We start from the raw sequence: 26,478 nt of genomic DNA, 5'->3' as shown, positions 1-26,478 counted from the left end.
CACCATCACGACCGTCGAGTCGGCCTGTGCGGTCGCGTTCGGGGAGGAGCGAGCGAGGAGCGGTAGAAACGCGACGGTCGTGATGGCTTGCGAGGAACAGGATGCACCGATCCGGGCCGCGAACCTACTCTACGGAAGCATCTGTCATACGATGCCAAAGTGCAGGGCAGGCACGCCGAAGATAGGGCCGGGCTAAGGCAAGCTCTTATAGACACACGTCAATTTAGGCTTGGGTAGCGGCGCGGGGACCGACGCGGCACGGCCGGCGTCAGTTGCTGTTGCATGAAATGTTGCGAGTTTGTCGGTCAGACTGGCGCTGCCAAAGAGCGCCGCTCAGTGGTAACCGATGTTTGGCGCGGGCCTTGCCGCGAAACACCCAACAGGACCACCGATGTACATCAGGATCACCCGCAGCAGCACGAGCGTACCAACAGGCAGGAAGGCCTGGGCGCGCTGAGAAAGCACCTGAAATGGCCGGGCGGGCCGGGCGATCCTATTGGATGGGCATGGATCGGCTTGTGCCAAATTCTAGACCTCGCGCATCGGCGCGGGCAGCGTTTCCCACGCCCGGATCAGCTCACCGATGGAAGCGGCTTCCATCTTGCGCATGACATTGCCGCGGTGAAGCTTGACCGTCACTTCACTGATGCCGAGGTCGAAGGCGATCTGCTTGTTGAGGCGTCCGCGCGCCACTTCACGCAGGACCTCGCGCTCGCGCGGCGTCAGCGTCTCGACGCGCTCGATATTGCGCTTGACGATCACGGCATCCGCCCGCCGTTTGGCATCCACCGCAATGCCGGCGATCACAGCGTCAAGCAGCGTCTGATCCCGCACCGGTTTGGTGAGAAAGTCCACGGCGCCGGCCTTCATCGCCTGGACAGTCATCGGGATGTCGCCATGCCCGGTCAGGAAGATGATGGGTTTGGGGTTGCCGTTTTTCGCAAGATGGTGCTGCAGATCGAGACCGCTCGTGCCCGGCATGCGCACGTCGAGGATCAAGCAGCCGGGGCTCTCCAACACGTCGGCGTCAAGCAATTCACGGGTTGAGGTAAAGCACACCGGCAGGAAACCCGCCGACAGGATCAATTCAGACAGCGCCTCCCGAACAGAGGCATCATCATCGACAATAATGACCAGCGGCTGCTCGGCTTCAGCCCTTCGCTGCTGTGATGATGGCGTCGATCTCGGTAAGGGCAATTGGTCAACTCTCATGTTTAGCCTCCGTTTCTGGGTTGCGTAAAGCGTCGCCGATCGCCGCAAGCAGTGCCTGGCCATCGAACGGCTTGCGGAAAAGCCCGCCAATGCCCTTGGCGCGGTGCTGATCCACTATCTCGTGGCGGCCCGTGATCAGGAACACAGGCAGGTCCGGACGCGCCTTCTTGACCAAGTCACGAAGTTCAAAGCCGTCCATGCCGGGCATCCCGATGTCGGTGATAAGCATGTCCAATCCAGACAGGCCGCTGACCAGCAACGCCCCCGCCGACGAGAAGCTGCGGGCCACATACCCGGCGGACTCCAGAAGGTCCTCCAGCGACTCGAGCAGTCTTGGGTCATCGTCGACAATCGCCACGACAGGCCTCCGCTTGCTCACCCTCAGTTACCCCCTGCCCGGCGCGAGTGCGTGATCGGTATTCCCAATCGCTCGGCGATGCGCACTAGGTCGGCGAGCGACGCCGCGACCATCTTCTGCATGACGTTCCTTCTATGAATTTCCAGCGTAACTTCGCTGATCCCCAGTTCAGCGGCGGCCTGCTTGTTGAGCAAGCCGCTGACCACCAGCGGTAGCACCTCACGTTCGCGCGGCGTCAGCTCGAGATAACGTTGCTTCAACACACCCAGCTCGGCGCGCTCCGATCGCTGTACCCGATCCTGGGCAATCGCCGCATGGATTGCGGCCATGAGGTCTGCATCGCTGAAGGGCTTGGTCAGGAAATCCACGGCGCCGTGCTTGATCGCACGCACCGAGGACGGGATATCGCCATGTCCCGTCAGGAAAACGATCGGCGGATGATCGCCCTCGGCAATCTGCCGCTGCAGATCGAGGCCGTTAATATCCGGCAACTCGATATCGAGGATGAGGCAGGCAGGGACGTCCGGCTTGTCAGCGCGGATATAATCGCCCGCCGATCCGAACGCTACGGCACGCATGCCATGTGCGGCCAGCAGCTCACTGAGCGCCTCCCGGATGCGTTCATCGTCATCTACGATGAAGACAATTTGGCCGTCCGTCGTCATCACGCCGCTTTCGCTTCAATCGGCAACGTGAAGATAAACGTCGCTCCACGTGGTTCGTTCTTCTCGACCCATAAACGCCCGCTGTGCGACTCGATGATCGAACGGCAGATCGCCAGTCCCATGCCCATCCCTTGCTCTTTCGTGGTAAAGAACGGTTCGAATATCCGGTCGGGAAACTCGACGCCCCGGCCGCGATCTCTGACTTCGGTCCGGACAACATCCCCGATATGGCGCACGCGGATGCTGATAACTCCGTCATCCGCACCAGAGTCCATCGCCTCCATGCCGTTGCGGATGAGATTGACCAGAACCTGCTGGATTTGGACGCGATCGAACGCGACTAGCGGAATGTCGCTTCCGACATCAACGCTGATGCGAACGCCCCGCCGCATCGCTTCCTCGGTCACGAGGTCGCGTGCCTCTGCGATGACACTGCTGAGCGTCGCATTGGTCCTCGTCTCGGTGGATTGCTTGAACAGCGCGCGAATGCGGCCGACGACGTCCGCCGCCGAATTGGCGTCCCGGATTATGCGCTCGGCCGTAATCTTCGCGCGTTCGACGTTCGGAGGGGCGGCGGACAGCCAACGGTGGCATGCATGGGAATTGGCGACGATCGCGGCCAGCGGCTGATTCACCTCGTGCGCGATCGAAGCGGAAAGCTCGGCGAGACTTGCAGCCTGAGTGGCTTGCGCGAGTTTGTCGGAGGCTTGTCGCAGCGCTTCCTGGGCGCGCACCTCTTCGTCGATGTCGAGGGAAACCCCGTACCATTGCACAACCGCGCCGTCTTCATCACGCCGCGGCTCGACCCTGCACTCCGCCCAGCGATAGCCATCTGTTTCGCGCCAGCGAAACCGCATCGCGGAACCGCCGCCTGTTTCGAAACAGCTCAGCAACGTGCGCAGCACCTCGGGAGCATCTTCGGGATGAACCAGTTCTTGCAGCAATTCCTCGATGCGCGGCTCTCCGAGTGTTTCGAAATTGGCGATGACGGCGCGGAAATGGTCCTGGTATCGCTTGTTGAAGTAGACCGGCCCGCCGGTCGGCATCGCGCTCCAAATGCGGACCGGCACAGCGTCGATCATCTGCTGAAGCTGCAATTCGCTCCGCCGCAGCGCCTCTTCGGCTTGCATCTGATCGTCTATGTCGTGACAGAGGCCGTACCACTGCACGATCAGGCCAGCGTGATCGCGCATCGGCTCTGCCCGGCTCGACATCCAGTGATAGACGCCATCGGCGCGGCGCAGGCGATACCTCATGGAGAAGCGCTCGCCGGTAGCAAGGCAGTGACTGAGCGTATCGCCGAATGCTGCTGCGTCGTCCGGATGGACGGTGGCCGCTATCATCGCCGCCAGCCGGCCGATGCCCTGTTTGTCCAAATCCGTTACGTCAAGGCCGAGAAAGTCGACCATTCGCTTGTTGAAAAAGGTCGGCTCGCCGTCCGGCGTCAGGCGCCAAACGTGGCTCGGAACCATGTCGACAAGCTGCGAGAGCTCCCGCTCCCGGTCGCGTAATGCCTCCTGCGCGCGCACCTCATCGTCGATGTCGATGCTGGCCGTGTACCATTGCACGATCGCCCCACTCTGGTTCCGCAGCGGCTCGGCGCGGCCCTCCCTCCAGCGGTAGACACCGTCAGCGCGACGCAGGCGATACCTTATGGGATAGGGTTCGCCGGTGGCGAGGGAGCGGCTGAGCCATTCTCTCATCCTGGGTCCATCGTCGGGATGGACGGCTGCCGCGACTACGGTCGCCAGGCGGCTCGTGCCCGGCTTGTCCCAGCCCGCGATGTCGTTGAGGCCGATATAGTCTGTCGTGCGCTTGCTGAAGAAGGTTGGTTCGCCGTTGGGCGCCATACGGGCGATGTGAGCGGGGATCATTTCGACCAGCAACGAGAGTTCTCGCTCCCGCTCCCGCAAGGTCTCCACACTTTGGCGCAAAGTGAGCACCGCCGCCTGATGCTGCCTGGAAATGGCGGCCACGACGAGCGCCGAAAATGCCGAGATGGCCAGAAAAAGCTGCAGCATGATCTGGTTGTGCTTCTGGGACTCGGGATCGCCGGCAAATTGGCTGGCGCCGGATATCGTGAATACCGCCGTGATCAGAGCGAGAACGGTCAATGCTACGGCGGCGCCTCGGAACTCAAAGCGCACCGCGGCCCAAAGAAGAGGCGGCATGATGATGTAGGCGAAGGGCAGATAGCCGCTCAAGGAAAGGGCGGCGATACCAAGAAAGATCAGCCCCAGGACGCAAGCTTCCATCCATCGCGCTGCCGAGAGCTGCGCCTTGCCGCGCCAGTTCTGGAACACGACCAGCGCCAGTGGCGCTACGATCAGGACTCCCGTCGCGTCTCCGATCCACCACAGCGGCCAAGCCGTCGCAAAGGTTTGCGATTGTATGCCAAACCACGAAAGCGCCGCACTTCCCACCGTCGCGCTTGCAACTGGCGCAACTCCAGCGGCCAGTGCGACGAATGCGAGAACGTCCCGCAACGTTTCCAGCCGAACTGGGCGCTTGCAGGTCTGGTTCACAAGCCATGCGCCGGCCACCGCTTCAAGAGCGTTGCCGGCAAAGATCAGGAAGGCCGCGGGCAGCGGAGTGTGGAACCACAAGAAGTTGCTGAACAGTTCTGCCAGACAGCCCCCCAGCACCCACCACGGCCAGCTATACCTGGAGGCGAAGACAAGCGTAGCGATGAAAAGCCCGCTCGGAGGCCAAATGGAAATCCCTGTTCCAGGTATGATTGCGAGCGACTGGGCGAAGCCGCAGCCCAGGACATAGGCCGTAATAAAAAGCCCCAGATGCAAGAATTGGGGACGGTGCGACCAGACGCGCGACAACCCGCCTCTTTCAAGATCGCTAATCAGGTTGCCGCGAATCAGGCCCGGTTCATTCGTCGCGAAAGGTCGGCCACTTCCCGGTCCGGATCGGTCCAAGTCATGCGTTAACGCGAGCGTTGCGCTGGAATCGGTCTCGCCAAGTAAGTCGGGCGCTGTCGTCATCGGGTGCCCCTGACGGACAAACAAACTCTGGAGATTGTCGGCGCTTCGTGTGGCACTTGCTCTTGATAGCTGGACTGGGCTGACGGACTCACGTCGCCACCCTAATCCCGCCACGCCCCAACCGCACCTCATGGAAATCCATGCATTGCACGGGGCGGCGGCGCCCCTTCACCGAGAGCCGAAAAAACCAAGCGCTTACTGAGCGCCGCCAGTTATTGCGCAGCTTTCGCTTCAACCGGGAGGGTGAAGATGAATGTCGCCCCACGCGGCACGCTATTCTCCGCCCAAAGGCGTCCGCCGTGAGACTCGATGATCGAACGGGAGATCGCGAGCCCCATGCCCATTCCGTTCCCTTTCGTTGTAAAGAACGGCTCGAATATCTTGTTAGGACGTTCGATACCCGGGCCTCGGTCGCGGACCTCGGTCTGGATCGTGTCCTCTATCCGGCGCACGCGCATTCCGAGAACCTTGTCGCCCGCCGTGGTGTCCATCGCCTCCATGCCGTTGCGAATGAGATTGACCAGGACCTGCTGGATCTGGACGCGATCGAACGCAACCAGCGGAAGGTTGCTTTCGACGTCGATGTCCATCCGAACGCGACGCCGCATGGCTTCCTCGGCCATAAGGTCACGTGCTTCGGCAACGACGCTGGGGATCGGTGTGCTGGTTCTCATTTCAAGCGAAGGTCTGAACAAGGCACGGATGCGGCTGACGACATCCGCCGCCGAGTTGGCATCGCGGATGATACGCTCGGCCGTGATCTTCGCGCGCTCGACGTTCGGGGGCTCGGCGGACAGCCAACGGTGGCATGCGTTGGAGTTGGCGACGATGGCGGCCAGCGGCTGGTTCACCTCATGAGCGATGGATGCGGAGAGTTCGGCAAGGCTCGCCGCCTGGCTCGCACGCGCAAGTCTCTCTTGTGCCAGCCGAAGCTCCTCTTGTGTCCGCATCTCATTTTCGATGTCGAGGCAGATAACGTTCCACTGCACGATGGCGCCTTCAGCGTTGCGCATCGGCGCGGCGCGCGTCTCGACCCAGCGATATTCACCATCGAAGCGCCGCAGACGGTGCCGTCGCGCATACGGCTCGCCTGTGGACAGACAATCGGCATATCTCTCTTTGACACCTGTCAGGTCGTCGGGATGAACACCGGCGTCGAGTGTGCCAGCCAGCCGGGACTTTCCCGCTTCGTCCAATTCCTCAAGATTGTATCCGAGGAATTCGCGGAGCTGCTGGCTGCGATATATCGGTTCGCCATCCGGCGCGGCGCAATCGATCATTGCCGGCAGCGTTTCAACTAGCTGCCAGAGAGCCCGTTCTCTCTCGCGCAGCGCCTCTTCGACGCGCAGCTGATCGTCGATGTCGTGCGTAAGGCCGTACCATTGGACGATGCGTCCACCCTGGTCCCGCAGTGGCTCCGCACGGCCCTCCATCCAACGATAAACGCCATCGGCACGGCGCAGGCGATACTTCATGAAGAATCGCTCGCCGGTGGCAAAGCAGCTGTCGAGTGCTTCCCTCAGGCTGGCTGCATCGTCGGGATGGACGACGGTGGCAATGAAGGCCGCCAGCCGGCTCGTGTCCGGCTTTTCCGCGTCCGCTATGTCCAGGCCGAGAAAATCTATCAGGCGCTTGTTGAAGAAGGTCGGCTCACCGTTGGGAGACAGCCGCCAGAGGTAGCTCGGAACCATGTTGACGAGTTGCGAGAGCTCTCGTTCCCGGTCGTGCAACGCGGCTTGCGTTGTCACCAGGTCATGGATGTCGACGCTCACGCCGTACCATTGGAGAATGCTGCCATCTTCGTCGCGCAGCGGCTCGGCGCGAGTCTCGGTCCAGCGATAGCCGCCGTCGGCCCGCCTCTGGCGATATCTCTGAACGTAAGGCACGCCCGTTGCGAATGAATGGCGGATCGCCTGCCGTGCGGTGTCGATATCGTCTGGATGGATCACGCTCAGCGACGGCGAGCCGTCCGGGGCGGTGATGTCGTGGAGCGTGGCCCCGGTTACATCGGTGAACCGTTTGTTGACGTAGGAAGGCGTCCCTTCCCGTGTCGTACTCCAGATCAAAGCGGGCACGGTGTCGATCAGCTGCTGAAGGCGCCGCTCACTTTTGCGCAACGCCGCCTGCGCGCGCACCTCATCGTCGATGTCGAGAGAAACCCCGTACCACTGCACTACCGTTCCGTCGTCATCGCGTCGCGGCTCGACCCTACACTCAGCCCAGCGATAGGTGCCGTCTTTTTCGCGCCAGCGAAACCGCATCGCGGAGCCGCCGCCAGTTTCGAAACACCTCAACAACGTGCGCTGCACCTCGGGCGCATCTTCGGGATGAATCACCTCGTGCAGCAACGTTTCGATGCCCGGCTCGCCGAGCACATCAAAGTTCGCGATAACGGAGCGGAAATGGTCCTGGTATCGCTTGTTGAAGTAGACCGGCCCGCCGGTCGGCATCACACTCCAGATGCGGACCGGCACCGCGTCGATCATGTGCTGAAGTTGCTGCTCGCTCTGCCGCAACGCCGCTTCGGTGTGCATCTGATCGTCTATGTCGTGACAGAGGCCGTACCACTGGACGATGCGGCCAGCGTCATCGCGCATCGGCTCCGCCCGGCTCGACATCCAGCGATAGACGCCATCGGCACGGCGCAGGCGATAGCGCATCGCGAAGCTCGCACCGGTAGCGAAGCAACCACGGAGTGCATCGCCGAATGCTGCCGCGTCGTCCGGATGAACGGCGGCCTGTATCATCACCGCCAGCCGGCTCATGCCCGGTCGGTCCAGATCCGCTACATCGAGGCCGAGAAAGTCGACCATGCGCCCATTGAAGAAGATCGGCTCGCCGTCGGGATCGAGCCGCCAGATGTGACTCGGGACCATGTCCACGAGCTGCGAGAGTTCCCGCTCCCGGTCACGCAATGCTGACTCGGCCCGCTTCTGGTCCTCAATGTCTATTGTCGTGCCGTACCATTGAACGATGCGCCCCTGGCTATCGCGAAATGGTCGTCCTGAGCTTCGAAACCAGCGATAGACGCCATCGGCGCGCCGCAGGCGATGCTCGGTATCATAGGGATCGCCGGTTTCGAGGCAATGCCGCCATCTGGCGGCTACAGGATCATAATCGTCGGGATGGACGGCTCGACGCCAGCCGAACTCATCGTCGTCTTCGGAAGTGTTGAGACCCTCATGCGTGTTGCCGAGGAACGCCAGGGTGTTTGGGCTGAGATAGGTGAATCTTCCGGCGGCATCGGCTGCCCACGCGTGGCCGGGCATGCTCTCGATGATTTGCAGCGCAAGCGTTGCTTCGGGATCGATTTCGCCAAGTGAGTTGGACGCTGCTGTCATTGGCTTCTCCTGTCGGACAAAAAAGCCTGGGGACGGTCAGCGCTTGATATAGCACTTGTTTTCAATATCTGGACAGGCGAACTCACCGCCTAAATCTAGTTCCGCCATGCCTCGGCTGCATCTCATGGAAATCCATGCATTGCGCGGAGATATCGCCGCTACGGGGGGCCCTAACGATGGCCTCGCGCGAGGAGCGACGCGGATCGATGCATCAACACCTACCACTGGGAATACGAGCCGGACAGGTAAGACGCTCGGCTGCCTCTTCGTCGGCTGCAGAGTGAAGCCGGAAAAACCTCTGCATTCGTCATCCCTGTCTCGTCCGGTTAACACGGCTCATGAGATAATCTGGATGGCTCTCCCGACCAATACATCTGTTCCAAAGTATAGGGCGTGGACGCGGTTTTAGTTCTGCGGAGCGGCTTGGCGGCCGAGCAATTGTTTGGCGACAATGAGACAGAATGAGACAGGGCGCAGCGACCGCGAACAGCAGGACGAGCGCGAAGAAAGCTTCGTCGAACGAGATCGTGGCGACCTGCTTCTCAAGCGCGCGCTGCAGCAGCGGCAGGGCGGCCTTTGTCGCCGCAGTGCTGTCGACACTGTTCGCCAGAGCGTTCGCAGTTGCTTTCAAGCGCTGGTCTACGGCTGGATCTCCATTGACGAGGTGGGACGCCAGTATCGTCCGGTTGTGGACATTCTGGTGATCAATATACGTTTGCAAGAGGGCTGTGCCGGTCAGACCGCCCACCTGCTTGCCGAAGTTGAATAGCCCGATGCCAAACGGCAGCGCATTGGCGGCAAGGCCCTGCAGCGTAACCAGCGTCAGTGCCACGAACAGAAGGCCGAGGCCGAATCCTCGCAGCAGCAGAGCAAGGGTCAGGTCCGGTGATCCGCTACCGCTCGTCGAAGCGGACAGCAGCCACATCGCGCCTGCGAAGAGCAGAATGCCAAATGGCGCAAGCGTGATCGGGCGCATCCCGGTCCTTTGGATGACGAAGCCGGACAACAGAACCTGATCGGTAGTTCGTACTGAACCTCAGCACAGGTCGTATTATCAGTCAGCCGGATTCAGGCGCGCGAACGTGCCGGCGCGAACCTCCGTATTGCCGAAGACCCTGGCAGCAATGATCGCAGAGGGCGCCCTCTTGAAGCGTTCGGTTGTCTTAACGTTCACCTATTTTGACAAGCGCGCAACGCGTTCGCTGTGCGCAGTTGCGACGGTTCATGAAAAGCAACCCGCTATCTTGCCGCCGGCTAACGCGGTGCGACACGCAGCCCGGCGGCATCGAAGAGATGCATGCGCTCCGGCGGCAGAGCGAGGTTGATCGGCGGCCCTTGCGTTTCAACGCCCTGCTGCTTGAGAACGGCGATAAGTTTGCCGTCGCCGGCAATGGTGGCGTGGACAACGGTTTCCGGTCCCAACGCCTCGGCCAGCGTTACCCGCGCTTCCACCGATCCCTTGCTGCCATTCGAAAGTTGGATGTCGTGTGGCCGGATGCCAAGCGTCGCGTCGTCTCCCGGTTTCAGCGCGACCCCGTCGGCGGCGATCGAGGCCGACAGCCCGCCTGGACCTTCGACACGCACCTCGGCGCCGCTTGCCGAACGCACCTTCACCGGCAGCAGGTTCATCCGCGGCGCGCCGATGAAGCCGGCGACGAACAGGTTGGCCGGCGCGTTGTAGAGATCGAGCGGCCGGCCGACCTGTTCGATCCGCCCCGAGCGCATGACCACGATGCGGTCCGCCAGCGTCATCGCCTCGATCTGGTCATGGGTGACGTAGACCATCGTGGTTGCCAGCCGCCGGTGCAGGCCCGCCAGTTCAGCGCGCATGGTGATGCGCAGTTCGGCATCGAGGTTGGACAGCGGTTCATCGAGCAGAAAGGCGGTCGGATTGCGCACCACCGCACGGCCGATCGCCACGCGCTGCTTCTGGCCGCCCGACAATTGACCGGGCCGGCGGTCTAGATAGGGAGCAATTTCCAGCATGCGCGTCGCTTCCGTGATCCGCGCGTCGATCTCGGCCTTCGGCATACGAATGTTTTCAAGCCCGAAGGCGAGGTTCTGGCGCACGCTCATGTGCGGGTAGAGCGCGTAAGACTGGAACACCATCGCCAGACCGCGTTGCGCGGCCGAAACGTTGGTGACGTCGACCCCGTCGATCTCGACCTTGCCGTCGGTCGGCCGATCGAGCCCGGCAATCAACCGCAGCAGCGTGGACTTGCCGCAACCCGACGGGCCGACGAGGACCAGCATCTCGCCGTCACCGACGTCGAGGTTGATACCGTGCAAGATCTTCATCTTGCCGTAAGCGCGATCAATGTTGGTCAGCGTTATCCGTCCCATGACATCCTCACTTCAGCCCGGTGCCGGCAATGCCGGAAGTGATGTAACGCTGCAGGAAGACGAAGACGAGGACGACGGGGATCATCGTCACCACGGTCATCGCCAGGATGTAGTGCCACTGCACGTTTAGCTGGCCGGCATAGGTGTTGAGGCCGACCTGGAGTGTGTAGAGTTCCTTGCGCGACAGCACCACCAGCGGCCACAGAAAGTCGTTCCAGCGCCAGACGACCGAGAAGATCGCCAGCACGGCGAGCGCCGGTGCTGCAAGCGGCAATACGATGCGCCAGTAGATCTGCCATTCGGAAGCGTTGTCCATGCGCGCCGCATCGAGCAGCTCGTCGGGGATAGTCAGCATATATTGGCGCAGCAGGAAGACGCCGGTTGGCGTCGCCACGGTCGGCAAGATCACGCCCCACAGCGAATCGAGCAGTCCGACGGCGCCCACAACCGAATAGAGCGGCACCAGGATGACCGACAGCGGCACCATCAGCGTACCGACGATCACAAGCATCGTCAGATCGCGACCGCGGAACTTGTATTTCGACAAGGCGAAGGCGGCCATCGAATTGGTGAGCAGCGTGATCAGCGTTGCCATTGCCGTCACAAAAACCGAATTGCGCAGATAGCGCAGGAAGTCGAAATGGACGAAGGGCTCGGTGTAATTCTCCGTCGCGAAGCCGATTTCGCGCACCGGCTGCCGGTCGGCGATGTTGACCTTCACGATATCGTTCGGCGCCTGCGGATCCACCATTTGCGCCACGATGCCGATGCGCCGCACCTCGGCCAGCACCTTGGTCGAACCATCCGGCAACTTCACCCTGTAGAGGGTCAGCGGCTTGTCGTAGCCTTCGACCCTCGCGTGTTGGCTGACATAAGGCATTATGGTCGGCGGGAACTCGGCGAGCTGTGCCGGCGTCTTGAATGACGAACCCACCAGCCAGACGGCCGGGCCGAACATGATGACAACGCCGCCGAGCAGCCACAGCCAGCTCACGATATCCGTCCAGTGCCAGCCGCGACCGCCGCGCCGGCGGGTCAGGAATGTCATCACGCCGCTCATTCGCGGGCTCCTTTCCGCTCACCCCGGCGTCCAACCTGCAGCTGAACCAAGGTGAGCACGACCAGCACCAACCCCATCAGGATCGAAGCCGCCGAAGCCAGCCCCGGGTTGCGCAGCAGGGAGGCGAAGCCGATCTCATAGATGTACTGCGTGATATAGAGGGTCGAGGTTCCCGGCCCTCCACCCGTCAGCACATAGACTTCGTCGAAGATCTGCACAGCGCGGATCAGCGCCAGTACGATGACGACAAGCAGATTCGGCATCAGCAGCGGCAGCGTGATGCGCCAGAACACCCGCGCCGGCTTCGTGCCGTCCATCTCGGCCGCTTCGTAAAGGTCGCGCGGGATCGCCTGCAATCCGGCAAGCAAGATCAGCGTATAGAAGCCCATATGTGCCCAAACCGAAACGCTGACCGCGGCGGTGAAAGCCCAGAAACGGTCTGTCAGCCAATTGTGCGGCTCGCCGCCCAGATCATGGACGATCAGGTTGAGCAGGCCCTGGCGCTGCAGGATCCAACGCCAGATCAGGCCGGTGACGACGGGCGACAGCAGCACCGGAAAGAAGAACACCGCGCGCCAGAAGCTGCGCCCGACGATCTCGCGGTTGAGGATCAACGCTGTCGCCATCGACACGACCGTCATCAGCGCCACCTGCACGACGACGAACAGGCCGGTATTGTGCACGGCCTTCCAGAAGAGATCCTCGTGGCAAGTGGCAGTGTCCAGGTAGTTGCCGCAATCGAGCAGGCGCTGATATTGCTCGAGCCCAACATAGGTTCGGTCCTGCAGGAAGTAGGCCGTTCCCGACGTGGCCGAATAGAAAAAGTTGATGATCATCGGCACCAGGACGAAAATGCCGAAGATCGCCATGTTTGGGGCGAGGAAGAACGCGGCCATGCCGCCGGTGCCCGTCGCTCGCTGCCAGAACTTCAGCGGCACGTTGACGATCGACGCCAGCCACACGACCGGCGCCGCGAGGGCGGCGCCAATCCATGCCTTCAGTGTCGCGGCGGCGGTCACTTCGCCTCGGCAACCTTGTCGGCGATATCCTGGTCGATCCTGCCCCAGGCATCGTCGAGGCTGAGCTCGCCGGCCATCACCTGGCTGACGCGCGTCACCAGCGCGGCGAAGTAAGCGTTGGCCCACTTCCACGGCGGCAGCGCATCGGCCGCCGGCAGGGTTTCACCCGCCGCCTTGACGAACTTGTCGAGCGCCGGACCGACGTTCTTGTCGGCCGAGACCCATTTCAGCCCGCCCTTGTCTACGACGCCCTTGTGCGCGGGCAGAAACAGTGTGCGCTCGCTGAACTCTTTTACCACGTCTTCACGGGCTAGATAATCCATGACCTTGGCGACGTCCTTGGGATTCTTCGTGTATTTGATGGCGACCAGCGCCGCGCCGCCCTTCACGCCCGAACAGCCTGCGGTACCGCAAGGCGAGCCGGTCGCCACCCAGTCGAAACTATCGCCGATCTTGGTCGATAGATTGGCGACCTGCCAGCTGCCCGAATAATAAAACGGGATCTGGGCGTTGATGAAGTCGTCGGCGGCCGCGCGATAGGTCGAGCCTGCCGCCGAAACCCAGGTATCCTTCAGCATCAGGCCCTTGGCGGTCCAGTCGACGAGCCCGCCGACGAAAGCCTTGGTGCCGTCGTCCACTTTCGCCGGCATGCCATCGGGGCCGATATAGTTCGCTCCGAAGGAGACATTCGGGCCCGAAATGCGGTGACCGGAACGGTCGATGGCGAAGGCAGCCGGAAGCTGCTGGCTCTTCGCCACCTCGGCGGCGGCGTTGATCCAGTCGTCCCAGGTCGCCTTGTCACCGGGCAGCGGCACGCCGGCCTGTTCGAACAGCGTCTTGTTGGCGAAGCCGCCGGTGAGCGTGAGCTGGGTCATGAAACCCGGGATGGCGTTGGAGCCGTCGGGGCGCATCCAGTCCAGCGTGTCAGCGAAATTGTCCTCCCAATATTTCGGATCGGCCACCAGTGGCCTGAGATCGAGCCAGTGCTGGGCAAGCTCCTTGATGTTTGTGACGCGGGCGATGTCCGGACCCTGGCCGGCTTCGAGCTGGATGGGCAACTGCTCCTGGATCACCTTGTAGGCGACGTTGTCGAGCGTGACGTGGATGTCGGGATTGTCCTTCATGAAGCGGTTCAGAATGTCCTGGATGACATCGCCCTCGACACCGTCCGAATACCACATGATGCGCACGTCGCCGGCAAACGCGCTGGTCGATGCGAGCAGGCTGACCGATAGCGCGGCCAGCAAAGTGCGGGTCTTATTCATGCTTCGTCTCCTCCTTTAGCGGGGCGGCGCCCCGATGGTTCAAGCCTGCTACGCCCTCCTCCTCTTGAGCGTCGCAGCCGATCTCCTCCCTACTCTCTGTGCTTCATGCGCATCGCCTCACCGCGCACGGTCCAGTTGGCCGGATCGAGTGTACGTCCCTCAGCCACGATCCTTGCGTCGGCGAGGAAATGCACCGTGCCGTATTCCGGATCCTCGACGATCAACTCGCCGTCGGGACCCGACCGCACCGACAGGTCCCCAAAAACGGCAGTCCAGGCGTCGAGGGCCGGCCGATTGGCATTCCGGTCACCGAGGCGAATGATCCATGTCGTCCTGCGTCCCGCCGCCCGCAACTCGTTGCCGGCCGTCGGGCCGGCCACTACCTGCGTGAGCGGAACATCCGTCTTCAGCATGACGAAGGCGTCGCCCGATTGCGCGAACGCCCGATCGCCACCCACTTGCACGGCATCGAAGGCACGTACGGGAAACCAGGCGTGCGTGAAGTCGGGCTGTTCATCCGAGCAGGAGAAGCTGACGACGGCGAGGTCGCGGTATTGGTGAAGGCGGGGCAACGTGCCTGAGCCACCCCAATATGATGGTCTGCCATATCCCGACTGCAGCACTTCGCCGGGGTGGTTGATCCAGATCTGCGCATCCGGATTCTTGCCCAGCCGGGCGTGAATGACGGTCTCCTGATAACCCCATTGGTTCCAGCGGTAGCCAGCGGCGCTGCCCATCGCATGGTCGCGCGTCTTGTAGTGGTAGAGCCGCGCGAAGCGATTTTGTCCCTGCGCAAAAGTCCATTCCCACGCCGTATCGTCGGTGAGGGAAGCAATGGCTGCCAACCCGTCCGGAACGCTCAAATCGTGATCCCGCAGGCAGAGTGCCAGCTGCGGCAGCGCGTGAAAGCGCATGCCGTAGCTGCCCTTGCCCCAAAGCATGCGGCAGATGCCGGATAATTCCAGGGAACACGCGGCGCGCAGCGTGTGCTCATAGGAGCGGCCCTGCGCCCCGGTGAGGATGCCGCGATGCGCCGAGCGGGCGACGAGTTCAAGCAGGCGTATGATTGCCTTGCCGGCACGTTCGGCGATGTCCTTGTCCGGGGCCAGCGCGTAGAGCGCGCACAGGCCCTTGAGGTCGATCGGGAAATAAGGCGCCGAGTTGAACTCGGCCATCTCCCATGCCTCGAAATGGTCGAGCCAGGCGCGTACACGCGCTGCTCCAACCGCGGACTGTTCGCGGCCAAGGCGGCCCGACCGCACGAACCGCACATCAGGCAACAGGCCCCCGGCAATATAGGCGGCGGTGTGGAAGAGCAGCGCGTGGTTCTCGGAGAAGTACCACTGCACATCATTGCCGGGCTCGTCCATCCAGTAGCGATAGCCGAGGATGGCGTTGTCGACGCGCGCGCGCAGGCTCGCTTCCAGCCGATCGCCATAGGCCTTGCGGCACCACAGCAGCGGCACCAGGATGAAGTCGGCGCAATCGTGACAATCCTCGATCGCCGGCAGCGTGCCGGAGATCATGGCGTCGGTCTCGGCGCCCTGCTGTCCGATCGCCAGGCGCGCCAGCGCGCGCACCGTATCGGCCTCGGCGTGACCGGCGACCTCGCGCAGGGCTTCATCTATACGCGCGGTAAGCGTTTCCGGCGCATCGCCCTGACGGCGCGTGTGGCATATCTCGACGCCGAAGACACGCGATACGGCATGGTCTGCGACCGTCAGCGCCACCTTGAAATGGCGAAAGTCGGCCGGCAGCTGCTCGGTATCGGCGATCGGCAGCCGCGTCTGGCCCGCCGGCAGATCGAAGGCGAAGCGCACCGGCGTCTCGATCGACATGAAATCGCCTTCGATCTCGATCTCGACTTGCGCGTCGCGCGGCAGGGCCACCCCGGTGACGAGCGCCACCTCGCCGCCGTCATAGGCGGGACGGTCGAAATGCATGTCGTCAAGGGCTGCTTCTATCGCATCGGCAACGCCGCTCTCGACTTCGATCCGCAGTGCCACCGAAGCAGCCGGACCGGATAGATAATCGAGCTGGAAATAGTAGCGGGCGTCGCGCTCGGCGAGATCGTCGAACCACACGCGAATGTCGTTACGGCCGGCCCGCAGCGCGATCTTGAAGTGCTCGGCACTTTCCAGATTGCGGCCGTAGGGCGCCATCCAGCCGGCTTCCTCGCCATTGGCAAAGAGTGTGGCGCCGCCGCATGTGCGCAGCCGCACCAGCGCCTCGCCAGTCGAGGCAGCCTCGATGGTGGTCTCGGCCCAGGTTCCAAGCACCGTCGGCCGGAACCAGAAGCCCGATAGGTCGATGCGCGGCGAGGCGAAGGGCAGCCAGATGCGCTCGGCGCCGAATTCGGCGCTGACCTGTGGTCGCTTGCCGCGTCGTTCCGCTGCGAACTGCGTGCGGCACGGATATTCGTGGGGAATGAAATTCTTGTGCTTGGTCAGGAAGAAGAAGGGATCCATCTCGCCTTGCATGGGCTGGTCGGCCACGTCGTAGCGTTGCTCGGCGATAGACCCGAGCCGCCAATAGACGATTGGCTGCCCCGCCATGAGCGGCCGGCGCAGCGTAAAATCCGTCCGAACGCTTTGCGCGGCCTCGCTCATCGCAAATCCTTCACGGCAACTGGATCGACATCGGTGTAGGCCTGGTTCTCGCCGGTCATGCCCCAGACGAAGGCATAAGGGCCGGTGCCGGCACCCATATGGATAGACCAGGCAGGCGACAGGACGACGTCGCCGTCAGCGACCATCAGGTGGCGCGTCTTGTCTGGCCGGCCCATCAGATGGATTACACGGTCGGCCTCGGCGAGGTCGAAATAGCAATAAGCTTCCATGCGCCGCTCATGCAGATGCGGCGGCATGGTGTTCCACACACTGCCCGGCGCGAGGTCGGTGATCCCCATCAGCAAGAGGCAGGACGGGGCCACTTCGGGATGGATGTACATACGCAGCGTGCGCCTGTTCGCACGGGCCTCCTCGCCGAGCACAAGCGGCCTGGCTTCGCTGCTGACGATGAGACGGTGCGCAATATCGGCGCCAGCCGGCACCGAGTTCATGTAGAAGCGTGCCGGCCTCTCCGGATCGTCGCTCTCCAGCGTCACCTCACGCGCTCCGCGTCCGACATAGACGATGTCGCGGTTAGCCACGTGAAAGCGCCGGCCGTCCACCGCGACCGTGCCATTGCCGCCGAGATTGGCGATGCCCATCTCGCGCGCGTCAAAGAAGAGCGGGGTGCCGACTTCGGCCCCGTCGCCGAATGCCAGCGGGTTGGCCAGCGGCACCGCGCCACCGACGATCATGCGGTCGACATGGGTGTAGACGAATTCGATCGCGCCAGGCCGGAACAAGCCGTCGACGAGGAACTCGGCCCTCAGCCGGTCCGTGTCCATGCCGGCAATATCGCCCGGCGACGCGCCATAGAGCGTCCGCATCATGCCGCCTCCACCTTCGACTGCAGATGACGCGCCCCTTCGGTCAGGCACAGAATGGCCAGCGCCTGCCCGTAGCCCGTCGGATGGATGGGTATATCGCGATAGAACTGCAGGTCGGCGCCCATGCGTGTGCCATAGGACACGTTCGCCACCACACCTTTGTCATCGATGTTGGCTACCACGGCTTCCAAGGCGCGGAGGCCGGCGGCACGGCACTCTGTCGAGCCGATTCCGAGCCGCGCGGCCTTCATCAACCCGTAGCCGAAGCCGGCCGTGGCGGAAATCTCCTCGTAAGATGTCGGGTCGTCGAGCAGAGTGTGCCATGCGCCCGAACCTGCCTGCACCTCGAGCAGGGCGTTGATCTGCGTGTCCAGCACGCCGAGCAGATAGGCCCGGACCGAAGGTGCAATTTCGGCGAACTCCACCAGTTCCAGGATGCCGACGGTAATCCAGGCATTGCCTCTCGCCCAACGCGCGCGGGCGAAATTGTGCCGTCCCGCGAACGTCCAGCCGTGAAACCACAGCCCTGATGCCGGGTCAGCGAGATAACGGGCGTGGACCAGGAATTGCCTTTCTGCTTCCTCGACGAAGCGACGCTGGCCGGCAGCCTGGCCGTAGGATGCGAGGAACAGCGCCACCATGAACAGCGTGTCGTCCCACAATTCGTCGTCGTTGACCCGGTCCGAAACATCATGCTGGAAACCGCCTTCGGGCGTCCGTGGCAAGGCGGTGGCCACCCGCTCGGCCCATTCGCGCAGCACCGGCTCGAAGCGCGGCTGGCGCCGGCGCCGCCACAATTCGCTTAGCGCCAAAAGGGGCGCGGTGGTGTTGACGTTCATCGCAGGGAGACCGGCAGCGATGCGTCGGTCGTACCAGGCCTCGATCGTCTGCAGCAGCCGATCGTCGCCGGTCTGCGCCCACAGCCGAATCAGCCCGTAGAGCCCGACGCCTTGCGGCCATTCCCAGCTGTCGAAGCTGACATAGTCGCCCGGCGTGCCGTCGAGATTCGGCTCATGGAACCGCCCGTCATGACGCAAGCCGGTCATGCCGGCCACAAGGCTGGCAAGCACGGAATTCAGGCGTTCGGCCGATAGCGGCATCACTCCTCCCGTTTCTCCCGCTTCATCGGAACTGTTTCACAGCCATTTTTCTTGCGCAATCTGAAAATTTTTTGCATTAATCGGATGACTTTGCCGGAGGTGACGGAGCGGATGAATATCCAGGGCAAGCGCGGCCGCCCCAGCCGCCGCATTCGACTTGAAGAGATAGCGGCGCGTTGCGGCGTGTCGGTCAGCACCGCCTCCCGTGCGCTGAGCGGCGTCGGCGGCGTGAGGGACGAGCTTCGCACCAGGATCATCGAAACGGCGAAGTCGATGAACTATGCCATTCCCGCCTCGGTTGCCGGCCGCAAGGTCATCCTGGCCGCAAGCAGCGTGGCAATGGTGGACAGTGCCCGCAATCAGTTCACCTACCATGTCCTTGATGGACTCAACGAGCGCGCCCGGTTGCTGGGCGTCGAACTCGTGACCCGGCCGGTTTCGGCGCCCGAGGACGAAATCGCGCTGCTGCGTGAATCCGAGCGCGACGACAGCGTCGCCGGCTGCCTGTTTCTGACGCTGGACGATGACGATGTGCTGACGCTGACAGCCGGATTCGCCAAGCCGATCGTGCTCGTCAACGGCGACGATCCCTCGATGCGCCATTCGAGCGTGACGCCCTGCAATCGCTCTGCCGCCATGCTTGCGGCGCAGCATCTGATCGGCCTCGGCCACCGCCGCATCCTGTTCCTGATGCGGCGTGGCCGGCGCACGATCGAGCGGCGCTACGAAGGTTGGCGCGACGCGCTGATCACAGCCGGAATTGCCGGCTTCGACGACTTCGTGGTTGAGGTGCAGGACTGGCTGCCGGAACTTGCGAGCAGGGCCGTGACCGAGCGCATCGCGGCCCGTGGCCTCGATTTCACCGCCGTGCTGACGGCCGGCGACAGCTTGGCGTTTGGTGCCATCGCCGGCGTCCAGGAGGCCGGATATTCGGTGCCTGGCGATGTGTCCGTGGTCGGTATGGACGACTTGCCGCTCGCTGCCTTCTGCAACCCGCCGCTGACGGCGATGCACATTCCCATGCGCGAGATCGGATCGGCGGCGCTTAGCCTGCTGCTCGACGATATGGCCCATTCGGGGTCGCCGCCGCGTCGCGTCGAACTTGCCTGCAATCTCGTGGTGCGCCAGTCGACGGCACCAGCCCGAAGCGGCGCCGGCGGTCATCAACTGGCCTCTTGAGCGCGCGACTTGCCGCCAGCAAAGAGCAGCGGCAAACCCTCTTGCGTCTGCAGTTCAAGGACACGTCCAAGCAGGATCATATGGTCGCCAGCCGGGAAGCGGTCGGCGACGCTGCATTCGAACCGCGCCAGTGCGCGCGGCAGCAATGGCACGCCGTGCTCGCTCCACGACAGGTCAAGATCGGCAAAGTCCGTCCCCGACTTCGAAAAACGCCAGCACAGATCGATTTGATCTTCCGCCAGCACGTGAATGGCGTAGTGCGCGGAATTGGCGAAGGCTTCGAACCGGCGCGAGTGGCGGCCGATAGACCAGAGCACCAGCGGCGGATCGAGCGACACGGATGAGAAGCTGTTGGCAGTGATTGCGACCGGGCCGTCGGCCGTGCCGGTGGTGACGACCGTGACGCCGGTGGCGAAGCGCCCGAAGGCATTGCGCAAAAGGCGTGGATCGCACACGACATGCTCCATCAGCGACGCTCCCCCGTTCCCAATGGTGTCGCCGGGGTCCGTTCCGGCACACGGCCATAGGCGTGCGGGAGCGAGCATGTCTTGAGCTGGGGCAGCACCTTGGTGCCGAAATGACGCGCCTCGTGGAGATGCGGGTAGCCGGAAAAGATGAAGGCGCGGATCCCCATCTTCATATACGTCTCGATTTCCGACAGAACCTGATCGGCCGAGCCCACGAGCGCCGCGCCGCAACCAGAGCGCGCCCGCCCGACGCCCGTCCACAGATGCGGCTCGACATAGCCTTCGGCATCGGCGATCTGGCGGTTCCTGGCTTGGTGCGATACGCCGAGCGATCGGGCGTCGAGCGCGCGCTCGCGGATCGCCCTGCCCTGCTCGTCGTCCAGCTTCGAAACCAGCTCCCGGGCATATTCCTTTGCCTCGGCCTCGGTATCGCGCACGATCATGTGGACGCGCAGGCCGTAGTCGAGCGTCCGCCCATGGCGCTCGGCGCGTTCGTGGACGGCCTTCATGCGGCCGGCAAGTTCCTCCCTGGTTTCCGGCCACATCAGGTAGACATCGCACTGTTCGGCGCAAAGCTCGAGCGCGTCGGGCGAATAACCGCCGAAATAGAGCAGCGGGCCGCCATTTTGCTGATAGGGCTTCGCTGGCGCCGTCGAGAGTCCTTTGTAGCGATAGACCTCGCCCTCGAAATCGATGCTGTCCCTGGTCCAGGCCTGGCGCAGGATCTGCACAACCTCGCGCGAACGCTGATAACGGTAGGCGCTGTCGGCCGTCTCGCCCGGAAAGTCAGACGAAATGATGTTCACCGTCAGCCGGCCTTCCAGCATGTGATCCAGCGTCGCAATCGTGCGCGCCAGCATGATCGGCTGCATCTCGCCGCAGCGCACAGCGGCGAGCAGATTGATCTTCGAGGTGATCGGCGCGCAGCCGGCTACGAAGCTCAGCGTGTCTTGGCCGACCTGATAGGACGACGGACACAAGATGTTGCGGAAACCTAGTTCCTCGGACGTCTTCACGATCTCGGAGCAATGCGCCCAGCTCGAGCGCAACGCGCCGTGCGGCACACCGAGATAGCGATAGTCGTCCGAGCAGAGTGCGGCGAACCACGAGACTTCGGCTGCATCGAGATCCGGCGAGGTGATTGGGACGATGCTCATTGCCACTCTTCAAAAAAGAAGCCCGGGCCATTCTTCAAAGAGGTCCGGAGCTGCGAATAGGGCTTGCTTAGCATTCGTTTTGGTGTAGATCAATACTGGATCAATTTGAGCCAAACCCGAAACCGGGATGCGATTGGACACCGGATGCATTTGACAAGGGCGGACCCCGGCCACCGATCCAGCCAGATGCGCGGGCCCTTGCCTGTGCACTTGCAGACCAGCGAAATGCTGATCCGCGAAATCGCGGCCGGACGGCTGGCCGACGGGGCGCGGCTGCCGCCCGAGCGCGAGATGGCCGCGAGCCTCGGGATTGCCGTCGGCACGCTCAGGCGGGCGCTGGCAGATTTGACCGAAAAGGGCCTTCTCGACCGCATCCAGGGCTCGGGTAACTATGTGCGGGCGCGCGGCGACCTGCTCGGGGTCTATGCTTTCTTTCGCCTGGAGCGTATCGGCGGCGGCGGCCTGCCGAGCGCCGACGTGCTGTCCGTCGAGCGACTGCGCAAGCCCGCCGACATGCCGCAATTCGGCAGCGCCGGCGAAGCCCACCGTATACGCCGGCTGCGGCGGCTCGACGGCGAGCCGGCCGCGGTCGAGGAGATCTGGCTGGACGTCAGCCGCGCCGAGCGGCTCAAGCGCGAGGATTTGTCGGAATCCCTCTATCTCCACTACCGGCTCGCGCTCGGCTTTTCGATCGTTCGCGCCGAAGACCATGTTGCCGTCGCACCCGCGCCGGACTGGGCCCCGCTCGAATTCAGGCCACCGCCGGGGACGGTCGTGGGGTTCATAGAACGTATCGCCTGGGCTGGCGACGGCGCCAGCGCGGAATATTCCCGCAGCTGGTTCGATCCGGGCGCGGCGCGGTACGTCACGCGTTTCAGATAGGCCGGAGGAAGACGCAGCGTGACCAGATCATCGATCGGCTACGGCATCATCGGCTGCGGCATGATGGGCCGCGAGCATATCCGCAATATCGCTCTGTTGCCCGACGCGCATGTGGCCGCGATCGTCGAGCCGGACCCCGGCATGTTGGCGGCGTCGCTGGCGACGGCGTCGGGCGCGCGATCGGCGGCATCGATCGCCGAACTGCTGGCCATGGATGAGGTGGACTGCGTCTTGATCGCCAGCCCCAACCACCAGCACCTCGGTCAGATGGAGCAGATCGCCGCGCTTCGACCACTGCCGGTACTGGTGGAAAAGCCGCTCTTCACCGAGGGCGCCGACGAGGGGCTGATCGCGGCGTTGAAAGCTCGGCTTCCGCTCGTCTGGGTGGCTATGGAATATCGCTATATGCCCCCCGTCGCCCTATTCGTCGAGCAGGCGCGCCACGCCACCGGCGGCATCCGCATGCTGACGATCCGCGAGCACCGCTTCCCGTTTCTGGCCAAGGTCGGCGACTGGAACCGCTTCAACCGCAACACCGGCGGCACGTTCGTCGAGAAGTGCTGCCACTTCTTCGACCTGATGCGGCTGATCCTCGGATCGGACCCCGTCCGCGTGATGGCGAGCGCTGGACAGGCCGTAAACCATCTCGACGAACGCTATGGCGGTGAGAGGCCGGATATCCTTGACCATGGCTATGTGCTGGTTGATTTCGCGAGCGGCGCGCGCGCCATGCTGGAACTGTGCATGTTTGCCGAGGGCAGCCGCTACCAGGAGGAACTCTGCGCTGTCGGCGGCGACGGAAAGATCGAATGTCTGGTGCCCGGACCAGGCCGTTTCTGGCCGACCCACCTTGGCCCTGCGCCAGTGCCCCAGTTGATCGTTAGTCCGCGCAATCCGCCTGGACCACGACTGCTGGAGATTCCCGTCGACCCCCGGCTGCTCGAGGCAGGCGACCATAACGGTTCGACCTATTTCGAGCACGCCCGCTTCACCGCTGCGGTGCGCGGACAAGGCAAGGTGGAAGTGACCTTGCAAGACGGCTGGTGGGCCGTCGTCATGGGTGTTGCCGCCCAGAGATCGGCCCGCGAAGGCCGCGCCATCGAACTCGCCGGTGAATTCGCGTTGCCGACCTAGGCCGACGACGCATTACCGGACCACCGAGTCAGATGCGCCGACCGGTTGCTGCGTCGAACAGATGCGCACATGCGCGGTCGATCTCGATCCGCACCCCTTCGCCTTGCTTGAGCGCAAGCCTTTCTCGGAAGAGGCAGGAGATTTCTTCACCGGAGCAGTCGACGCTGGCGAAGATTTCCGAGCCTGTCGCCTCGAGAAGCGTGATCGTGCCCGGCACGCCCTGCCCGGTTGCCCGGATATGTTCCGGGCGAATGCCGTAGACGAGTTCGCGTCCTGCGGTATCCGCCGGCTGGGCGCCTTCCGGCAACGGCAGGACCAACCCGCCGGCGCTGCGGAACACGCCCTCCTCGATGCGGCCGGCGATGAAGTTCATGGCGGGCGAGCCGATGAAACCGGCAACGAAGAGGTTGGCCGGATGGTCGTAGAGGTCCAGCGGCGCGCCGATCTGCTCGACCAGGCCGTCATGCAGCACGACGATCTTGTCGGCCATCGTCATGGCCTCGATCTGGTCGTGCGTGACATAGATCGTCGTGGTACCCAGCCGCTGGTGCAGGGCCTTGATCTCGCCGCGCATCTGGACGCGCAATTTGGCATCGAGGTTGGAGAGCGGCTCGTCGAACAGGAAGACCTGTGGGTCGCGTACGATCGCGCGGCCCATGGCGACGCGCTGGCGCTGGCCGCCCGAAAGCTGGCGCGGATAGCGGTCAAGCAGCTTTTCCAGGCCGAGGATGCCGGCTGCCTTCCGGACCCGGCCAACGGTGTCGGCCGGATCGGCTCTCTTGATCTTGAGGGCAAAGCCCATATTGTCGGCCACAGTCATATGCGGATAGAGCGCATAATTCTGGAACACCATGGCGATGTTCCTGTCCCGTGCCCGCAGATTGTTGACCATACGCTCGCCGATGGCGATCTTCCCGCCGGAGATCGTCTCAAGGCCTGCGATCATGCGCAGCAGCGTCGATTTTCCGCATCCCGACGGGCCGACCAGGATGACGAATTCGCCGTCGGCGATGTCGACGCTGACGTCGTGAATGATCTTGGTGGCCCCGAAGGCCTTCTGCACGTTGTTGATTGTTACCGATGCCATTGGATCTTTCCTGGAAAAAGAGTGATGTCAGGACGCGCCCTCAGCCGCCCTTGACGGCGCCGGCGGTCAGCCCCGCGACGATCTGCCTTTGCGCGAACATGGTCAGGATCAGCACCGGCAACGTCACCACCAGCGCCGCCGCGGCGAGCGGCCCCCAGCTGACCTGCTCGTAGGACAGCATGTTGTAGACGGCGACCGGGAGTGTGCGCGTCTCACGGCTGGCGAGCACCACGCCGAAGACGAAATTGTTCCACGAGAAGATCACGGACAGGATGAAGGCGACGACGATGCCCGGCTTGGCGATGGGCAGGGCAACCAGCCGGAAAACCTGCCAGGAGCTGGCGCCGTCGATGTTGGCCGCCTCTTCCAGTTCCATCGGCGTGGTCTCGAAATAGCCGATCATCACCCACACCACGATCGGCACCGTCACCACCAGATGGATGATGATCTGCGGCCACAGCGTGCCGAGTATCCCGATCCATTGGAACAGCAGAAACAGCGGGATGAGATAGGATAGCCCAGGCGTCATGCGGGCGATCATGATGACGACCGCCGATCGTTCAGCCTTGAGCCGTGCGATGCCATAGCCGGCCGGTACGCCGATCAGCAGCGCCAGCAAGGTCGCCGTGCCGGTCACCAGAACCGAATTCCAGAGATAGAGCAGGAAATTGTTCTCCTCGAACACCTTTACATAGTTCGACCAGGCGAAGCGTTCGGGGATCAGGATCGGCGGATAGGCACCGTTGTCGATCTCGAATTTCAGCGACAGCGAGATCATCCAGAGGAAGAACAGGATCGCCGGCGAAACGAAAACCAGGGCAGCGAAAAACAGACCGATCTGGTTGAGCAGCCGTGAACTCATCTATTTGCCCTCCGTATCGATCCACTGCGAGCGTTGGCGCAGCATCAGCAGGACAAACGACAGGGCCACGATGACAATGAAGAACACCACGGCCATGGCCGAGCCGTAGCCGATATCGTAGTAGGAGAAGGCGGTGTTGTAGAGATAGATGTTGATGGTCTCCGACGCCGTTCCCGGCCCGCCCTGGGTCATCGCGTAGATGATGTCGAAGCTCTTCAGCGCATCGATGGTGCGGATGATGACCGCGATCATCAGGAACGGCGCGATCATCGGCAGAGTGAGATAGCGGAATTGCTGCCAGGCATTGGCGCCGTCGATCTCGGCGCTTTCGAAGGGCTCGCGCGGCACCGAGGCCAGCCCGCCAAGCACGATCAGCATGACCAGCGGCGTCCACTGCCAGGTCTCGACCCCAACCAGCGACGGGATGACCGTGTTGGCGTTGAATATCCATTCCTGAGCCGGGATGCCGACCAGCGACAGCAGGTAGTTGAGCACGCCAAGCTGAGGATGGAACATCATTGTCCAAACCAGTGCGACGGCAACGGGTGTCGCCATCATCGGCATGACGAAGACGCCGCGTAGCAAGCCGCGCAGCGGAAACCTGGCATCGAAGATCAGGGCGGCCAGAGTGCCCAGCAGCATCGGCGCTGCAACCGAGAGGAAAGTGTAGGTCAACGTATGAACAAGGGATTCCCAGAAACGTGGGTCGCTGGCCAGGCGGAGATAGTTTTCCATCCCGGCAAAGCTCCGCGACTGGCCGAGCGTCCAGCGATTGACGCTCATCCACAGGGTGAAAGCCCAGGGGAAAACGATGACGGCGCCGACGACGACGAGTGCGGGGACAACGAAAGGCCAGTAGTTGGGAGCCAGCCGGATCGTCTGGCTCCCGTCGATAACCGGCATCGTCACCCCGGT

At 63.0% G+C, this 26,478-nt stretch carries 21 protein-coding genes; 3 read left to right on the top strand and 18 right to left on the bottom strand.

The window, feature by feature from the left end; genetic code table 11:
* Positions 1 to 528: 528 nt before the first annotated feature.
* From NKI58_RS18320 to bglB, 13 genes are all read right to left on the bottom strand, one after another.
* Positions 529 to 1,212: a response regulator transcription factor gene (locus NKI58_RS18320; protein ID WP_031211078.1), complete on the bottom strand. Its 684-nt coding sequence runs from the start codon at positions 1,210 to 1,212 to the stop codon at positions 529 to 531.
* Entirely contained in the window at positions 1,202 to 1,591 is a 390-nt protein-coding gene (locus NKI58_RS18315) for a response regulator (protein WP_023716983.1), read from the bottom strand. The genes NKI58_RS18320 and NKI58_RS18315 overlap by 11 nt, the downstream gene beginning before the upstream one ends.
* A 2-nt stretch (positions 1,592 to 1,593) precedes the next feature.
* Positions 1,594 to 2,235, bottom strand: a complete 642-nt coding sequence (locus NKI58_RS18310) for a response regulator transcription factor (RefSeq protein ID WP_352622879.1) — start codon at positions 2,233 to 2,235, stop codon at positions 1,594 to 1,596.
* On the bottom strand, positions 2,235 to 5,069 hold the full coding sequence (locus tag NKI58_RS18305) for a sensor histidine kinase (protein ID WP_352592675.1): 2,835 nt from the start codon (positions 5,067 to 5,069) through the stop codon (positions 2,235 to 2,237). The genes NKI58_RS18310 and NKI58_RS18305 overlap by 1 nt, the downstream gene beginning before the upstream one ends.
* A 374-nt stretch (positions 5,070 to 5,443) precedes the next feature.
* On the bottom strand, positions 5,444 to 8,572 hold the full coding sequence (locus NKI58_RS18300) for a PAS domain-containing protein (RefSeq protein ID WP_352592487.1): 3,129 nt from the start codon (positions 8,570 to 8,572) through the stop codon (positions 5,444 to 5,446).
* Positions 8,573 to 8,879: 307 nt separating this feature from the next.
* The gene (locus NKI58_RS18295; RefSeq protein ID WP_352592484.1) at positions 8,880 to 9,578 is read right to left on the bottom strand and encodes an MFS transporter; all 699 of its coding nucleotides are present in this window, start codon (positions 9,576 to 9,578) and stop codon (positions 8,880 to 8,882) included.
* A 248-nt stretch (positions 9,579 to 9,826) separates the two neighbouring features.
* Positions 9,827 to 10,915, bottom strand: coding sequence for an ABC transporter ATP-binding protein (locus NKI58_RS18290; protein WP_352592481.1), 1,089 nt, complete (start codon positions 10,913 to 10,915; stop codon positions 9,827 to 9,829).
* Between the two features lie 7 nt (positions 10,916 to 10,922).
* Positions 10,923 to 11,975 carry a carbohydrate ABC transporter permease gene (locus tag NKI58_RS18285; protein ID WP_023674192.1) on the bottom strand — a complete coding sequence of 351 codons (1,053 nt, stop codon included), beginning with the start codon at positions 11,973 to 11,975 and terminating at the stop codon, positions 10,923 to 10,925.
* On the bottom strand, positions 11,972 to 12,994 hold the full coding sequence (locus NKI58_RS18280; protein WP_502896943.1) for a carbohydrate ABC transporter permease: 1,023 nt from the start codon (positions 12,992 to 12,994) through the stop codon (positions 11,972 to 11,974). The genes NKI58_RS18285 and NKI58_RS18280 overlap by 4 nt, the downstream gene beginning before the upstream one ends.
* Entirely contained in the window at positions 12,991 to 14,259 is a 1,269-nt protein-coding gene (locus NKI58_RS18275; RefSeq protein ID WP_352786834.1) for an ABC transporter substrate-binding protein, read from the bottom strand. Before NKI58_RS18275 ends, NKI58_RS18280 begins: the two co-directional genes overlap by 4 nt.
* Before the next feature lie 89 nt (positions 14,260 to 14,348).
* Positions 14,349 to 16,868, bottom strand: a complete 2,520-nt coding sequence (locus NKI58_RS18270; RefSeq protein ID WP_502898829.1) for a hypothetical protein — start codon at positions 16,866 to 16,868, stop codon at positions 14,349 to 14,351.
* A complete protein-coding gene (gene kduI / locus NKI58_RS18265; RefSeq protein ID WP_051406061.1) occupies positions 16,865 to 17,698 on the bottom strand; it encodes a 5-dehydro-4-deoxy-D-glucuronate isomerase in 834 nt (277 codons plus the stop codon). The genes NKI58_RS18270 and kduI overlap by 4 nt, the downstream gene beginning before the upstream one ends.
* Entirely contained in the window at positions 17,695 to 18,795 is a 1,101-nt protein-coding gene (gene bglB, locus NKI58_RS18260; protein WP_352592475.1) for a beta-galactosidase BglB, read from the bottom strand. The genes kduI and bglB overlap by 4 nt, the downstream gene beginning before the upstream one ends.
* Before the next feature lie 111 nt (positions 18,796 to 18,906).
* Here bglB and NKI58_RS18255 point away from each other — a divergent pair, with 111 nt between their 5' ends.
* Positions 18,907 to 19,974: a LacI family DNA-binding transcriptional regulator gene (locus NKI58_RS18255; protein WP_352455781.1), complete on the top strand. Its 1,068-nt coding sequence runs from the start codon at positions 18,907 to 18,909 to the stop codon at positions 19,972 to 19,974.
* Here the strand turns inward: NKI58_RS18255 and NKI58_RS18250 are convergent.
* Positions 19,959 to 20,441, bottom strand: a complete 483-nt coding sequence (locus NKI58_RS18250; protein WP_023674185.1) for a flavin reductase family protein — start codon at positions 20,439 to 20,441, stop codon at positions 19,959 to 19,961. The two genes, NKI58_RS18255 and NKI58_RS18250, sit on opposite strands and share 16 nt — an antisense overlap.
* Positions 20,441 to 21,598, bottom strand: coding sequence for an LLM class flavin-dependent oxidoreductase (locus tag NKI58_RS18245; RefSeq protein WP_352592472.1), 1,158 nt, complete (start codon positions 21,596 to 21,598; stop codon positions 20,441 to 20,443). The genes NKI58_RS18250 and NKI58_RS18245 overlap by 1 nt, the downstream gene beginning before the upstream one ends.
* Positions 21,599 to 21,823: 225 nt before the next feature.
* On the opposite strand from NKI58_RS18245, the gene NKI58_RS18240 reads away from it, so the two are divergent.
* Positions 21,824 to 22,480, top strand: coding sequence for a GntR family transcriptional regulator (locus NKI58_RS18240; RefSeq protein WP_352592469.1), 657 nt, complete (start codon positions 21,824 to 21,826; stop codon positions 22,478 to 22,480).
* Between the two features lie 60 nt (positions 22,481 to 22,540).
* On the top strand, positions 22,541 to 23,614 hold the full coding sequence (locus NKI58_RS18235; RefSeq protein ID WP_502896945.1) for a Gfo/Idh/MocA family protein: 1,074 nt from the start codon (positions 22,541 to 22,543) through the stop codon (positions 23,612 to 23,614).
* 28 nt (positions 23,615 to 23,642) lie between these two features.
* On the opposite strand, the gene NKI58_RS18230 is transcribed toward NKI58_RS18235, so the two are convergent.
* Genes NKI58_RS18230 through NKI58_RS18220 form a run of 3 tightly spaced genes read right to left on the bottom strand, consistent with a single transcriptional unit; the run spans position 23,643 to position 26,466 of the window.
* On the bottom strand, positions 23,643 to 24,701 hold the full coding sequence (locus NKI58_RS18230; protein WP_352592463.1) for an ABC transporter ATP-binding protein: 1,059 nt from the start codon (positions 24,699 to 24,701) through the stop codon (positions 23,643 to 23,645).
* Positions 24,702 to 24,741: 40 nt separating this feature from the next.
* Positions 24,742 to 25,563, bottom strand: coding sequence for a carbohydrate ABC transporter permease (locus NKI58_RS18225; protein ID WP_023674179.1), 822 nt, complete (start codon positions 25,561 to 25,563; stop codon positions 24,742 to 24,744).
* A complete protein-coding gene (locus NKI58_RS18220; protein WP_352592669.1) occupies positions 25,564 to 26,466 on the bottom strand; it encodes a carbohydrate ABC transporter permease in 903 nt (300 codons plus the stop codon).
* Between the last annotated feature and the right edge of the window lie 12 nt (positions 26,467 to 26,478).

It is taken from the genome of Mesorhizobium sp. M0522 (assembly GCF_040321085.1).
Taxonomy (GTDB): domain Bacteria; phylum Pseudomonadota; class Alphaproteobacteria; order Rhizobiales; family Rhizobiaceae; genus Mesorhizobium.
This window is presented reverse-complemented; position numbering and strand designations above follow the sequence as displayed.

Coding starts and splice junctions, on each gene's coding strand:
- NKI58_RS18320 (WP_031211078.1), bottom strand. CDS start 1,212: ATGAGAGTTGACCAATTGCCCTTACCGAGATCGACGCCATCATCACAG.
- NKI58_RS18310 (WP_352622879.1), bottom strand. CDS start 2,235: ATGACGACGGACGGCCAAATTGTCTTCATCGTAGATGACGATGAACGC.
- NKI58_RS18300 (WP_352592487.1), bottom strand. CDS start 8,572: ATGACAGCAGCGTCCAACTCACTTGGCGAAATCGATCCCGAAGCAACG.
- NKI58_RS18290 (WP_352592481.1), bottom strand. CDS start 10,915: ATGGGACGGATAACGCTGACCAACATTGATCGCGCTTACGGCAAGATG.
- NKI58_RS18285 (WP_023674192.1), bottom strand. CDS start 11,975: ATGAGCGGCGTGATGACATTCCTGACCCGCCGGCGCGGCGGTCGCGGC.
- NKI58_RS18275 (WP_352786834.1), bottom strand. CDS start 14,259: ATGAATAAGACCCGCACTTTGCTGGCCGCGCTATCGGTCAGCCTGCTC.
- NKI58_RS18270 (WP_502898829.1), bottom strand. CDS start 16,868: ATGAGCGAGGCCGCGCAAAGCGTTCGGACGGATTTTACGCTGCGCCGG.
- kduI (WP_051406061.1), bottom strand. CDS start 17,698: ATGATGCGGACGCTCTATGGCGCGTCGCCGGGCGATATTGCCGGCATG.
- bglB (WP_352592475.1), bottom strand. CDS start 18,795: ATGCCGCTATCGGCCGAACGCCTGAATTCCGTGCTTGCCAGCCTTGTG.
- NKI58_RS18255 (WP_352455781.1), top strand. CDS start 18,907: ATGAATATCCAGGGCAAGCGCGGCCGCCCCAGCCGCCGCATTCGACTT.
- NKI58_RS18250 (WP_023674185.1), bottom strand. CDS start 20,441: ATGGAGCATGTCGTGTGCGATCCACGCCTTTTGCGCAATGCCTTCGGG.
- NKI58_RS18245 (WP_352592472.1), bottom strand. CDS start 21,598: ATGAGCATCGTCCCAATCACCTCGCCGGATCTCGATGCAGCCGAAGTC.
- NKI58_RS18240 (WP_352592469.1), top strand. CDS start 21,824: ATGCTGATCCGCGAAATCGCGGCCGGACGGCTGGCCGACGGGGCGCGG.
- NKI58_RS18235 (WP_502896945.1), top strand. CDS start 22,541: ATGATGGGCCGCGAGCATATCCGCAATATCGCTCTGTTGCCCGACGCG.
- NKI58_RS18230 (WP_352592463.1), bottom strand. CDS start 24,701: ATGGCATCGGTAACAATCAACAACGTGCAGAAGGCCTTCGGGGCCACC.
- NKI58_RS18225 (WP_023674179.1), bottom strand. CDS start 25,563: ATGAGTTCACGGCTGCTCAACCAGATCGGTCTGTTTTTCGCTGCCCTG.
- NKI58_RS18220 (WP_352592669.1), bottom strand. CDS start 26,466: ATGCCGGTTATCGACGGGAGCCAGACGATCCGGCTGGCTCCCAACTAC.